Below are 13,295 nucleotides of genomic sequence, written 5' to 3' on the forward strand. Positions count from 1 at the left end.
GCTACACTTCCTCCTGGGTGACGCGCAGGACTTCCTCAAGGGTGGTCTCGCCTTCCAGGGCGCGGGCAATGCCCGAATCCCACAGGGTACTCATGCCGCGCTGGATGGCCACATTGCGGATGCTGGCCGAATCCTTGTTCTGCAGCAGCAGCTCCCGTACCGGTTCGTCGACAGGCAGCAGCTCGTAGATGCCGCTGCGGCCTCGGTAGCCGATGTCCATGCATTTCTCACAGCCGCGGCCATGGTAAAAGGTGGCGTTAGCGGGCAGACTGGCGGCGAGGCCCATCTCGGTGAATCGCTCCATGGAGGGGGGGTGGGGCTCGCGGCAGTGGGGGCAGATGCGGCGCACCAGGCGCTGGGCCAGGATGCCGACGATGGACGAGGCCGCCAGAAAGGGTTCGATCCCCATCTCTACCAGGCGGGTCAGGGCCCCGGCCGAGTCGTTGGTGTGCAGGGTCGAAAAGACCATGTGACCGGTCAGGGCTGACTGTACGGCGATTTCGGCCGTCTCGCGGTCGCGGATCTCGCCGACCATGATGATGTCGGGGTCCTGACGCAGAATAGCGCGCAAGCCGTTGGCGAAGGTCAGGTTGATCTTGGCGTTGACCTGAATCTGCCCGACTCCTGCCAGCTGGTACTCGATGGGATCCTCGACGGTGATGATGTTCTTTTCCCGGCTGTTGAGACGGGTGAGGGCGGCGTAGAGGGTCGTCGTCTTGCCCGAGCCGGTGGGGCCGGTCACCAGGAAAATGCCGTGACTTTTGTGGATCATGGCGTTGACCTGCTTGAGCATGGGCGGGTCCATGCCGATCTCCTCCAGGCTCAACACGTTGGACGCTTTGTCCAGCAGCCTCAGCACCACCCGTTCGCCGAAGGCGGTGGGCAGGGTCGAGACGCGCACGTCCACATCCTTGCCGGCGATGCGTACGCGGAAACGGCCATCCTGCGGCAACCGCTTTTCGGCGATATTCAGACCGGACATGATCTTGATGCGCGAGGTGATGCTGGCCTGGGCCTTGTGCGGTGGCTGCAAGACCTCGTAAAGAATGCCGTCGATACGGTAACGCACAACCAGGCTGGTCTCGAAGGGTTCGATATGAATATCGCTGGCCCGCTCTTTGTATGCCTGGGTGATCAGGCTGTTGACAAAGCGGATAACGGGCGCCTCGTCGGAAGCATCGAGCAGGTCGGCCGGCTCCAGGTTGCGGGCGAGGTCGCCGCCGAATCCTTCCTCGATGTCCTCGATTACTTCCTGCGCTTCACCGGCCCGGCGCTCATAGGCCTGATTGACGGCCCGCAGGATTTCCTCGGGCGCGGCCACCACCACCTCGATGGCCTCCCGGGTCAGGGCGGCGAGATCGTTCAGGGGGCGGCTATCAGCCGGGTCGGCCACGGCCACCCGCAGGTACCCCTCGCGTCGCGCCAGGGGGAAAACGCGATATTCCTTGGCAAAGGCGATGGGGACGAGGTTGAGCAGATCGGCATCGGTGCCGCTGTCGGGGATGGTTTCCAGAAATTCCAGGCCTCGCTGGCTGGCCAGGGCCCGGCTGAGGATCGCCGGGGTAATGGCCTTCATGGCCAGCAGGGTCTCCCCCAGGCGCCGGCCGCTTTCCTGGCGGGCCTCGTCGGCCTCGCGGATCTTCTCGACGGGTACGGCGAAATCTTCCTGCAGGATGACCGCCAGAGCGCGCCATGCCGTGGTCCCCTCGTTTCCTTTATGACTGCCCAGAGTGCTCATCCGTCACTATTCCCAGGGGTCTTGAGGAGCTTGTTGCAGACTGGCGGGATCGACAGGCAAATCCTGTGGCAGTTCAGCTGGGAGCACGGGGGCGATGTTGCCCTCCTTGAACTGATCCATCTGGTTTTTGGCTCGACGCGTCACCTGGGCCAAATCGTTGGCGTCATTGATAATGCGCGGAGTGACAAAGAGCAGCAGGTTGGTTTTTCTCTCACTGCTGTTCTTGCTCTTAAAAAGCCAGCCAAGCAGGGGGATGTCGCCGAGTAAGGGCACCTTGGTCACTGATTGCTGGACATCACTGCGGATGAGGCCGCCCAGGGCGACGGTGCGGCCGTCCTCAGCCAGCACGGTGTTGCGGAGCAGGCGTTTGGTCAAGGTCGGACCGACATCGTTGACGTCACCGACGTTGGTGCTGGCGAGGTCGGTGATCTCCTGATAGACGTTGAGGCGCACCAGGTTGTCCTGGATGATCTGGGGTGTCAGCCGCAGGGTCAGGGCAACGTCCTTGCGCTCGACGGAGACGCTCTGTGCCAGCGAGCTGCCGCCGGCGTCCGTGAGGCGGTTGGTGATGATGGGGACGTTGGAGCCGACGATGATTTCGGCCTCTTCGTTGTCCGAGGTCAGCAGGCGCGGGGCCGACAGGATGTTGACGTCACCGTCGGTCTTGGACAGGTTGATCAGCGCCGACAGCGCCGGCACCGTGATGGTCTTGCTGCTGTCGTTGGGATCGGTGACCGTGATGGTGTTGAACAGGCCGCCCAGCATGATGCCGTTGACCGCCTTGGTGAGAATACCCGTGTAGCCATCTTCGTCGGGAATCAACTCCGCCGCCGCTGAGGGTCCTGTCGAAGCGAAGACAGCGCTGTCCGAACCGGTGTCGATCGCCCCTTGCAGGGAGACGCCCAGAGCCCGGGTGGCATCCATGGACAGCTCCAGGATGAGGGCCTCGACGAACACCTGTTTGCGCTTGATATCGAGCTGGCTGATGATGCCTTTAAGCACTTCGTAGTCTTCCGGCGAGGCGTTGATGATCAGGGAATTGGTCGGTTTGTCGGCAATGATGCTGGTGGCGCCGGCTTGGGGCGTCGGCGTCGGCGGGGCACCCGGCTGGACCTTCTCCTGGGCCTTGATGCCGGTGACGATCTCGTTGAGGGTTTTGGCCAGGGTCTCGGCATCGGCGTTTTTCAGGTAGTAGACGTTGATGCCGGAGCGGTCCTGCACCGGCTTCTGATCCAGTTTGGCAATCAGGTCGCGGATCATCGTCATGTCTTCCTGGCTGGCCATGACGATAAGCAGGTTGCCGCGGGCGTAGGGCAGCACTTTACTGACCTCCTTGCCGCCGGCGGTCTGCACGTTGCCAGCGGCCCGCCGACGGGCCACGGGGCTGGCGCCCCCTTCGGACAAAATCTGGGTGACGAGCTGGGCAACCTCGTCGGCCCCGGCGTAAACCAGAGGGATGACATCGAGCATGTCCAGCGAACTGGGGACGTCCAGTTCCCGGGCGATGCGGGTAAGCCGGGAGATGTTGGCGGCGCTGTCCGTGATGACCAGGGTGTTCGAAGCCGGAAAGGCCACAATGCTGCTTGTTTTGGGGATAAGAGGCGCCAGGACGGTGGTGGCCAGTTCGCTGGCGTCGATGTTCTTCAGCGTAATGAGGCGGGTAACATATTTCTCGTTGATTTCTCCGCGTACCCCGGGTCCGATGGTGGGCAGGTTGCTTTCCTTGGCGTCTTTAATCGCCACGATCTTGTTGGTCTTGCCCGACGGCACCACCGTGTAGCCCTTGGTATTGAGCACGGTGAGAAAAAGCTGGAACGCGTCGTTGATCGACATCAGATCCGGCGAGATAATGGTCACTTTGCCGCGCACCGATTCGTCATAGACGAAGTTCATACCGGTCACCTCACTGACAGTGCGAATGAGGTCAGGCAGCTCGATGTCCTTGAAGTTCAGGGATACCATGTTGGGATCCTGACTTTCCTCGGTCGCCTCGGGCTGTGCAGCCGCCAGGATGGGAAGATGCCAGATAAAGAGCAGGCAAAGAAGAAAGGACCACCGGATCAACGATTTTTTTAACACCTGGGTTGGCCTCCTAGTTGACTTCATAGGCGAAATTCATCGGCTGGCCATTGCGCTCCAGACCGACGACAATGTTTTTGGCTTCGCGCAGCTGCTGAAAGATCTGCAGGGCTTTTTCCGGGCTGTCCAGCGTGACGCCGTTCACCTCGATGACGACATCTCCCAGCTGCAGACCCATCTGAGCCAGGATGGAGTTGGGGCGGATCATTTTGACGGCAAAACCCGCCGTCTTGCCGTCGATGAGGCGCGGTTCCATGCGGGCCTGCTGCAGCAGTTCACCGATGTTCTGGCGCGCCCGTTCCGCCTGCTGGCGGGGGATGGCCCACTTGTTGTCGCCCACAGCCCTGACCTGGTAGTCGTCGGTCCCGGCGCGCTTGGCGGCAGCGGGAGGGACGGTCGTTTGGGGCTGGGCCTTTTGTCCCTCCTCGTGGATAACGAGGGTTTCCCGAGAGCCGTCAGGGTAACGGACGGTGACGGCGTCTCGGGTGATCTCTTCCAGCCGGCCATTGCCGGGCAGACTGTCATCCAGACGAAAAATATCGATTTCGTTGTTGGCCCGGATAAGGGCCAAGGATTCGGGGCCACGCGCCACGGTACCTATCAGGGTCAGGCTGCCGCGGGTGGCGGGGGCCATCGAGGCCGTGGCAGAGGTGGGGGCTGCGGCGCGGGTCGCGTTTTGAAAAGAGACCACGGGGCTGCTGCCCGATGAATCAAAAATATTGCGGACGAGAATGCCTTCGTAGTCGGACAGCGCCGCCTGCCGCTCTCTGGCCAGGGCTGGCGGGGTGGCTCCCTGGGCCATGATGACTGGGGGGCTGACGAAGATGCCGATACCGTCCGCGGCCAGCTTCCCGAGGGACAGTCCCAGTAGGGCCACCAGCAGCAGAAGGAACTCGCGATAATAGCGTTGCAGGATGACAAGCATGAAGGGTCCGATGATGAATCGTTATATAGTGATACAGTGCGGGATGGTCATCGTCTAACGCCTTTATATTATGGAAGAATCTTGAAAATGCAAGGGTTTTTCCTTACGACTTTTCAGGAGCAAAAACGAACGGTGTTTTTAATGAGAGAAAAAAGGGCGAAATCGGCAGGTTGTTCCAAGCAAAAACACGCCTTTGGTTAAACGGTTGGTTTTTGCCTCGAGAAGTGGCAGAATGTCTGGCGCTTCTGACCAGGAGGATACCCCATGACATCACAGTCCAAACGACTTTATCTCATCGATGGCTCATCCTACATCTACCGAGCCTATTTTGCCATCCGGCATCTGTCCAATTCGAAGGGATTCGCCACCAACGCCGTCTACGGCTTCATCAATATGCTGCTCAAAGTGGTGCGGGAGGAGGAGCCCGATCATCTGGCCGTGGTCTTCGATGCCCCGGGGCCGACCTTTCGCAAAGAGATCTACGACGCGTACAAGGCGAACCGAGCCAAGATGCCCGAAGATCTGGTGCCACAGATTCCGGTGATCAAGGATGTGGTGCGGGCCTTCAACATGCCGGCCATCGAAAAGGAGGGATTCGAGGCGGACGATATCATCGCCACGCTGGCCCGGCGCTTTGCCGCCGAGGGGATGGACGTCACCGTGGTCACCGGTGACAAGGATCTCATGCAGATCGTCAATGAGCGGGTGCGTCTGCTCGACACCATGAAGGACAAGGTCTCCGGCCCGGCCGAGGTGCTGGAGCGTTTCGGCGGCCCGCCGGAAAAGGTGATCGAGGTGCAGGCCCTGGCCGGCGACAGTTCGGACAACGTTCCCGGCGTGCCCGGCATCGGCGAGAAGACGGCGGTAAAGCTGATCCAGGAGTTCGGCTCTGTCGAAGAGCTGCTGGCCCGGGTCGACGAGGTCAAAGGGAAGATGCAGGAAAAACTGCGCGAATTCGGCGAGCAGGCGGTGCTGTCCAAAAAGCTGGTGACCCTGGTCGATGACGTGCCTCTCGAGGTGGATTACGACAATTTTTCCCTTTCTGAACCCAACCGGCAAGCCCTGACCGCCATCTTCAAGGAGATGGAGTTTCACAAGCTGATTCAGGAGTTCTCCACCGAAAATCGCGCCACCGGGGAAAACTATCACGGCGTGTTGGATGAAAAGGCCCTCGATGCCCTTGTCGCCCGCCTGCAAGTGGCCCCCCGTTTTGCCTTCGATACGGAGACGACCAGCCTGACCGCTGTTCAGGCGGATCTGGTCGGCCTGTCCTTTGCCCTCGAACCGGAAGAGGCTTGGTATATTCCCGTGGGCCATCGTTATCTGGGGGCACCCGAGCAGCTGGCGCGGGACCATGTGCTGGACAGGCTGCGTCCTTTGCTGGAGGATGCGAGCCTTGGCAAGATCGGCCAGAACATCAAGTACGATGCGCTGGTGCTGCGGCGGGCCGGCGTACAGGTCAAGGGGATCACCTTCGATACCATGCTGGCCTCCTACCTCACCAACCCGGCCTCCAAGAGTCACGGTATGGATGCCCTGGCCAGTGAACTGCTCGGCCACAAGACCATCAGCTATGCCGAGATGACCGGCAGTGGCAAGAAGCAGATCGGTTTTGAGGAAGTCGAGGTGGAAAAGGCCATTGTGTATGCGGCCGAAGATGCCGATATCACGCTGCGTCTGGCCGAAGTTCTGGAGCCGAAGCTGCAGGAGACGGAGCAGGAGACCCTCTTTCGGGACGTGGAGATGCCGCTGGTCGAGGTGCTGACCGACATGGAGTGGACCGGAATCCGCATCGATTCGGGCTTCCTGGAAGGGCTCTCCGCCGAGATGGAGCAGAAACTGACAACGCTGGAAAAGGAGATTTTCGAGCTGGCCGGCGGTTCTTTCAATATCGGGTCGCCCAAGCAGCTTGGCGAAGTGCTCTTTGAGCGTCTCGGACTCCCCAAGGGGAAGAAGACCAAGACGGGCTGGTCGACGGACGTGGAGGTGCTCAACAAACTGGCTGAGGACCATCCCGTGGCGGCGAAAATTCTCGACTACCGCTCGCTGGCCAAGCTCAAGGGAACCTACGCCGATGCCCTGCCCAAACTGGTCAACCCGGAGACAGGGCGGATACATACCTCTTTCAATCAGGCCGTGACCGCGACGGGTCGACTTTCCTCCAGCGATCCCAACCTGCAGAACATCCCCATCCGCACGGAAGAAGGGAGCCGTCTCCGCGAAGCCTTCATTCCGGCCGAGGGCAATCTGCTGATCTCCGCCGACTATTCCCAGATCGAGCTGCGGGTGCTGGCCCATATGGCCGACGAGGCGGTGCTGCAGGAGAGCTTTGCCCAGGGGGAGGATATCCATCGCCGGACGGCCAGCGAGGTCTTCGGGGTCTTCCCCGAGATGGTGACGGCGGAAATGCGGCGACAGGCCAAGACCATCAATTTCGGCGTCATCTACGGCATGGGAGCCTTCAGCCTCGGCAAAGACCTGGGCATTCCCACCCGCGAGGCCCAGACCTTCATCGACAACTACTTCGCCCGCTACCCTGGCATCAAGGCCTTCATGGAGGGCAAGAAAGAGGAGGCCCGCGAGAAACTCTATGTTTCCACCCTGCTGGGCCGCCGCTGTGCCGTGCCCGAGATCAACAGCAAGAATGGCGCCATCCGCAGCTACGCCGAACGCAACGCCATCAACTATCCGATCCAGGGGTCAGCGGCCGATATCGTCAAGATTGCCATGGTGCGCATCCACGCGCGCCTGCGTCAGGAGGGCCTGCAGGCGGCGATGGTGCTGCAGGTGCACGACGAACTGGTCTTCGATGTGCCGGAACGGGAAGTGGAGCAGGTCAAGCGCCTGGTACGCGAGGAAATGGAGGGCGCGGTGGCGCTCAAAGTGCCGCTGCTGGTCGAACTCGGTGTGGGCAAAAATTGGCGGCAGGCTCACTAAAAAGAGGCCGCGGGCGGGGTCATAGCGGTTGTTTTTCCCGGTGACTGGGTATAATATACAGACTGTTTTCAATTCTGCGGGCATGAAATGGGAGGAAATCCATGATTAAAGAGGTTGGTTTTGTTGGGCTCGGGACGGTCGGCAAGCACATGGCGATCAACCTGTTAAAGGGGAACTACAATCTCACCGTTTTTGACAATAATGCCGACGCGGTCAATGAGCTTGAGAAGCGGGGGGCCAAGGGGGCTTCCAGCGCCATGGAGGCGGCCAAGGGCAAGGATCTGGTTATCGTCATCCTGCCGGAAAAAGAGGAGTGGGAAGCCGCTCTTTCGGCCGAAACCGGTTTTCTCAAGGGGATTGATCCGGGCACTATTCTTGTGGACATGGGGACCCACTCCCTGGAGACGACCATGGAACTGGCGGAAGAGGCGGCGAGCCGTCGGGTTATGTTCCTGGAGGCGCCCGTCTGGGGAACCAAGGAACATGCCGCCAACGGCCTGCTCACCATTCTTACCGGCGGCGACCCGACTTTGCTTGGGCGTTGCCGAGAGCCTTTTTCCTTCTTCGCTCTCAACGTTATTCATGTCGGCGAAATCGGCTCCGCCACCCGCATGAAGTTTGTGGTCAATCTGGTGCAGGCCCAACTCGTGGAAGGGCTGGCTGAAGGCCTGGTCTTTGGTGAAAAGCTCGGCTTTTCCGCCGACCGCATCCTCGAGGTGCTCGACTCGGGTGGGGTGGCTTCGCCGCTGCTGCATTCCAAGGGACGCTCCATCGCCCGTGGCGATTTTTCCCGCAACCTGGCCCTGAAGTATGTCTTCGAGGGGCTGCAGATCGTCAAGGATGTGGCGGACAAGGCCAACCTTGAACTGCCGGCCAACGACGCCGTTCTCAAGGTGTACGAACAGGCGGTCAAGGATGGACGCGGCGAGGAGGATTTCTCCGCGGTGATCAAGGTGCTGCGCCGGTAAAGCGAGACCGGCCTGGCTGTACGAATAAAAGCACACAGGGCGCCACCGCAAGGGGCGCCCTTTTCACGTGACTTGCCCGTCCGGTTGAGGCGCGACAGGTAAGAGGGGGCCTGCTTTCGTCGATGGAACTCTGGCAGCAGCAACTGAAGGAATCAATCACGAGCCCGGCTGAACTGGCCCGGCGCCTTGGGCTGGATCCCGCCGAAACGGACCGGGTCGCCGGCCGTTATCCTCTGCGCATCACCCCCTATTATCTGGACCTTGTGCGGGAGGCCGGGGATCCGATCTGGCGGCAATGCGTGCCAGACCCAGCGGAGCTGGCGGCAGACGAGGATCTGGCGGACCCGCTGGCCGAAGAGGTTCTTTCCCCCGTCCCGGCCATCGTACACCGCTATCCGGACCGGGTGCTGTTTCTGGTCAGCGGCACCTGTGCCACCTACTGCCGTTTCTGCACGCGCAAGCGCAAGGTCGGCTGTCCGTCCATGCGGGTCTCTTTCCACGAGGTGCTCGACGGCATCGCCTACATCACCCATAAGCCCGAGGTGCGTGATGTTCTCCTCTCTGGCGGCGATCCCCTGATGATGTCGGACCTGCTGCTTGAAGATATCCTCGGCCGCCTGCGCGCCATCCCCCATGTGGAAATCATCCGCATTGGCACCCGCATGCCGGTGACCCTGCCCGACCGCATCACCGACGGGCTCTGCAAGGTGCTGCGCCGCTTTGCCCCTCTCTACCTGAACACCCACTTCAATCATCCTCGCGAGCTTACTCCCGCCGCGGCCGAGGCCTGTCGCCGCCTGGCCGATGCCGGCGTGGTGCTGGGCAATCAGACGGTGCTGCTGAAGGGGGTCAATGATAAGGCCGAGGTGATGGCGGAACTGTTCAGAGGACTGCTGCGTCTGCGGGTGCGGCCCTACTACCTGCACCAGATGGATCTGGTCAGCGGCACCCGGCACTTTCGCACGCGGGTGGAGCAGGGGATCGATATTCTCAGCGCTCTGCGCGGGCAGGTATCGGGGCTGGCCATTCCCCACTATGTCATCGACCTGCCGGGTGGCAAGGGGAAGGTTCCGATTGTGCCCCAGGTTGTGGAAAAAATGGGGGATGAAATCCTGATCCGCACCGCCGACGGCGAACTGGTGCGCTTTCCTAACGGGTATGGCGTCTAGCGGCAGGAAGGAGGCGACTTACAGCCAGTTGGCGATAATAATTCCCACGCCAATGCGGTTGGTGGAATGGTTGTAGTCGATCAGGCTTTCGCCGTAGCCATTGAAGTACTGGATGTAGCCATCGAAGCGGGGGTGTAGAGGGAAGCTCCAGTCGACCTGGACGGCACCGTAGTTTTCCGCGCGGAAGTTGTTGCGCAGCATCAGGCCGAAGCGATGGTTCCCCCAGGTGTAGACGGCGTTGAATTCTCCGTAGCCCATATATTTGTGAATATCGGGATTGTCGTCGCTGGAACGGCTTTCGGGGAGGCGATACCAGGGGCGCAGGGCGAAATAGAGGTTGCCCCGCTCAAAGGCGAATTGGGCGTAGAGACGGTTCCAGCTGCGGGACAGGGGCTCACTGCGTCCGTTGGACTGGTGTTCGAAACCCAGAGTGATGAGGCGGTTGCGCACACCCAGCAGAGAATAGTCGTTGTCGAAAGTGAGGAAGATTTCAGGCTGATAGTTCGTTTCCCGAAAGGGTGAGGAGGCATCGCTGTTGTAGGCCTGCCAATGGGATTGTTGAGTATAGCCGGCGTACAGGGTGCCTCGGCCGGCGATGCGCTCCCACAGCGGCGTTTTGAAGCTGACCTGAAATTTGACTTCTATCTCCTTAAGTTCCAGGTTGCGGTCCGTGCCCGTGTAGGGTTCGTTGTTGACCGAAGAATTGTACGTGGCGGGCAGCAGGTAGTTCGGTTTGTGCGGCATGATGGCGAAACGGCTGGCCGACATCTTTTTTTCAAAGGCCCGCCGCTGGGTGATAGCCGATTCAACGGGCGCGGTGAGGGCTTCGGCCGGGAGGTTTTCCGTGTTGCCGTTCTCCTCGGCCCCGCTAACCGCAGGCAGGATCAGCAGAACCAGCAAAAACGGCAGGCTCGGCCGTAAAACGCGGTAAAAGAGGCGGGGAAATGCGGTCCATTTTTTCATGATCACAGCTCCTCCGGGGTGAAGGCGACGACTTCGTCAATGGTGCCGGCATTGGCCAGCAGCATGACGAGCCGGTCGAGTCCCAGGGCAATGCCTGCCGCTTCCGGCATAAGCAGCAGCTCCGTCAGAAATTTCTCTGCCGGCGGGTAAGGAGGCTTGCCGGCGGCCTGCCGCCTGGCCTCCTCGGCCTCAAAACGCTGGCGCTGTTCGGGCGCATCCGTCAGCTCCGAGAAGGCATTGGCCAGTTCCATCCCCAGGACATAAAGCTCAAAGCGTTCCGCCACTTCCGGCTGTCCCGGTTTGCGGCGGGCCAGGGCCGCCAGCTCGGCCGGATACTCGATGAGGAAGGTTGGTCGTTCGCGGCCTAGCTTCGGTTCGATCTCAAAAGCGATCACCTCGTCGAAGGTGTCCGTTGCCAGGGCCTGCTCCAAGCTGACGGAGCCGTACCGGCGAAAGGCCTCACGGACGGTCAGCTGCTCCCACGGAGGTGTCAATGGCAGCGACTGTCCCTGCCAGCGCAGAGTGCCGTCGGGAACCAGGCAGGTCAGCAGGTCTTCGCATTCCTCCATGAGCCCCTGGTAGTTCATGCCGGTACCATACCATTCGAGCATGGTGAACTCGGGGAGATGGCGGCTCCCTCTCTCCTGATGACGCCAGCAGGGGCAGATCTGGAAAATCCGCTCGTAACCGGCCGCCAGCAGGCGCTTCATGCAGAGCTCCGGCGAGGTGTGCAGGTACCAGCCTTCACTGGTCACGGCATCGATGGTGCTCTCGGGGGCATTGGTGGGTACGCGATGGGGGGTGCTCACCTCAAGATAGCCGGAATCCATAAAAAAGGCCCGGATTCTGTGCAGAATCCGGGCTCTTTTTTCAAGGTTCAGACGTTTTCTGGTCAGAGCCCAGTTCGGGTCCATCCTGATTTATTCCTTGACGCGGGTGACGTAGTCGCCGGTGCGGGTGTCGATCTGAATGAGATCCCCTTCCTCGACAAAGGAGGGGACGGCCAGATTGTAACCGCTTTCGACCGTGGCGGGTTTGTTGTTGCCGGCAGCGGTATCCCCCTTGACCCAGGGATCGGCCTGGGTGACGCGCAGGTTGACGAAATTCGGCAGGGTGATGCCGATGCCGCGGCCGTTGTACATGAGGATTTTCACTTCCATGTTGTCTTTGAGGAAGTATTTGTCGTCTCCCAGCGTCTCTTCGGTCAGAGTGACCTGCTCAAAGCTCTTGTTGTCCATAAAGACGTAGCCTTCTTCGTCCTGGTAAAGGTACTGCATATCGCGGTCTTCCAGGGCGGCGGGCTCGAAGCTTTCGCCGGAGCGGTAGGTGCGGTCGAAGAGGGAGCCGGTGATCATGTTGCGCAGTTTACACTTGTAAAGGGCCTGCCCCTTGCCGGGCTTGGTGAAGTCGAATTGGACGATGACATGGGGCTCGCCTTCAATCATCAGCTTGAGGCCTTTTTTGAGGTCTGCACAGGTGTACATGGAACGTTCTCCTTCGCGTATATGTTTTTTTATGTGGAAACAGGTACGAGTGTCATGCCTCGGAAATTGCACATTTAATCACAGGAGTGCCTGTTTTGTCACTGAAAATTTCCTGAGCGGTCTGATTGTTTTTTGGGGAGCCCCTGTGATATGTTTTGCCGTCGCACTCAATTTTCCGTGAAGGAGCCAATCATGATCACCACAGCCGATTTCAAACGGGGCCTCGTCATTCAGCTGGATAACGCCCCCTGTCTTATTCTGGATCTGACCACCCAGTCGCCTTCCGCCCGCGGCGGCAATACCCTGGTCAAAACCAAGTATCGCAATCTGCTCACCGGCCAGGTGCTGGAAAAGACCTTCAAGGCGGGAGACAAGGCCGATGAAGCCGATTTCGAACGGCGCAAAGGACAATTTCTCTATCCTTCCGGGGATGGCGGCGTCTTCATGGATCTGGAAAACTACGAACAGTACGAACTGGATGAAGAACTCTTTGAGCCGATCAAGGGGTTTCTGCTGGAGGGCGCCGACGTGCAACTCGGCGTTTTCGAAGGGCGGGTCGTCAGCGTCGATCCTCCCATGATCGTCGAACTGCTGGTCACCGAAACGGCCCCAGCGATCAAGAACGCCACGGCAACGGCCCAGACCAAGGACGCGGTACTTGAGACGGGTATGCATATTCAGGTTCCCGGTTACCTCGAAGCCGGCGAGCGCGTCAAGGTCGACACCCGCGAAGCACGTTTCGTCTCTCGCGCCTGATTTTTCCTGCCAACAGGTTCTTTTAAACGCCACCCCCACCGGAGGTGGCGTTTTCTTTCAGCCTCCCTCAATCCCTCCTTTTTCTGTCCGGTGAATCCCGGTTCAAGCCAGTTTTTTGCAAAACTGCAAAAGGCCTTTTGCGGCTGATCGCGGAGTCGCAAAACGGCGATTTGGTCGACTCCGATTTCTCCGCAGCCCCCTTGTGGCACCGATTTGGTGCACATTTCACAGTGATCCATCACGTCGCGGTCGGCTCTCGGCCTTTTGCATTCGTGC

Annotated in this window: 10 protein-coding genes; 4 read left to right on the forward strand and 6 right to left on the reverse strand. The window is 60.1% G+C overall.

What is annotated here, in order from left to right; all coding sequences use genetic code 11:
• Position 1 precedes the first annotated feature (1 nt).
• The 3 genes from gspE to gspC are packed head-to-tail and all read right to left on the reverse strand — an operon-like array spanning position 2 to position 4,742.
• On the reverse strand, positions 2 to 1,738 hold the full coding sequence (gene gspE, locus MJO47_RS08815; RefSeq protein WP_256502550.1) for a type II secretion system ATPase GspE: 1,737 nt from the start codon (positions 1,736 to 1,738) through the stop codon (positions 2 to 4).
• A 6-nt stretch (positions 1,739 to 1,744) separates the two neighbouring features.
• Positions 1,745 to 3,817, reverse strand: a complete 2,073-nt coding sequence (gene gspD / locus MJO47_RS08820; protein WP_253960760.1) for a type II secretion system secretin GspD — start codon at positions 3,815 to 3,817, stop codon at positions 1,745 to 1,747.
• A 13-nt stretch (positions 3,818 to 3,830) separates the two neighbouring features.
• Entirely contained in the window at positions 3,831 to 4,742 is a 912-nt protein-coding gene (gspC, locus tag MJO47_RS08825) for a type II secretion system protein GspC (RefSeq protein WP_253960761.1), read from the reverse strand.
• Positions 4,743 to 5,006: 264 nt separating this feature from the next.
• On the opposite strand from gspC, the gene polA reads away from it, so the two are divergent.
• From polA to MJO47_RS08840, 3 genes are all read left to right on the forward strand, one after another.
• Positions 5,007 to 7,679: a DNA polymerase I gene (gene polA, locus MJO47_RS08830; RefSeq protein ID WP_253960762.1), complete on the forward strand. Its 2,673-nt coding sequence runs from the start codon at positions 5,007 to 5,009 to the stop codon at positions 7,677 to 7,679.
• A 101-nt stretch (positions 7,680 to 7,780) separates the two neighbouring features.
• On the forward strand, positions 7,781 to 8,647 hold the full coding sequence (locus MJO47_RS08835) for an NAD(P)-dependent oxidoreductase (protein WP_253960763.1): 867 nt from the start codon (positions 7,781 to 7,783) through the stop codon (positions 8,645 to 8,647).
• A 122-nt stretch (positions 8,648 to 8,769) separates the two neighbouring features.
• Positions 8,770 to 9,816, forward strand: coding sequence for a KamA family radical SAM protein (locus tag MJO47_RS08840; protein WP_253960764.1), 1,047 nt, complete (start codon positions 8,770 to 8,772; stop codon positions 9,814 to 9,816).
• A gap of 18 nt (positions 9,817 to 9,834) precedes the next feature.
• Here the strand turns inward: MJO47_RS08840 and MJO47_RS08845 are convergent, their stop codons facing one another.
• Genes MJO47_RS08845 through efp form a run of 3 tightly spaced genes read right to left on the reverse strand, consistent with a single transcriptional unit; the run spans position 9,835 to position 12,263 of the window.
• Positions 9,835 to 10,779, reverse strand: coding sequence for a phospholipase A (locus MJO47_RS08845; protein WP_253960765.1), 945 nt, complete (start codon positions 10,777 to 10,779; stop codon positions 9,835 to 9,837).
• 2 nt (positions 10,780 to 10,781) lie between these two features.
• Positions 10,782 to 11,693: an EF-P lysine aminoacylase EpmA gene (gene epmA / locus MJO47_RS08850; protein ID WP_253960766.1), complete on the reverse strand. Its 912-nt coding sequence runs from the start codon at positions 11,691 to 11,693 to the stop codon at positions 10,782 to 10,784.
• A 6-nt stretch (positions 11,694 to 11,699) separates the two neighbouring features.
• Positions 11,700 to 12,263, reverse strand: a complete 564-nt coding sequence (gene efp, locus MJO47_RS08855) for an elongation factor P (RefSeq protein WP_253960767.1) — start codon at positions 12,261 to 12,263, stop codon at positions 11,700 to 11,702.
• 192 nt (positions 12,264 to 12,455) lie between these two features.
• Here efp and MJO47_RS08860 point away from each other — a divergent pair, with 192 nt between their 5' ends.
• On the forward strand, positions 12,456 to 13,019 hold the full coding sequence (locus tag MJO47_RS08860; RefSeq protein ID WP_253960768.1) for an elongation factor P: 564 nt from the start codon (positions 12,456 to 12,458) through the stop codon (positions 13,017 to 13,019).
• Positions 13,020 to 13,295 lie beyond the last annotated feature (276 nt).

Source organism: Desulfuromonas sp. KJ2020 (genome assembly GCF_024197615.1).
Lineage (GTDB): Bacteria > Desulfobacterota > Desulfuromonadia > Desulfuromonadales > SZUA-540 > SZUA-540.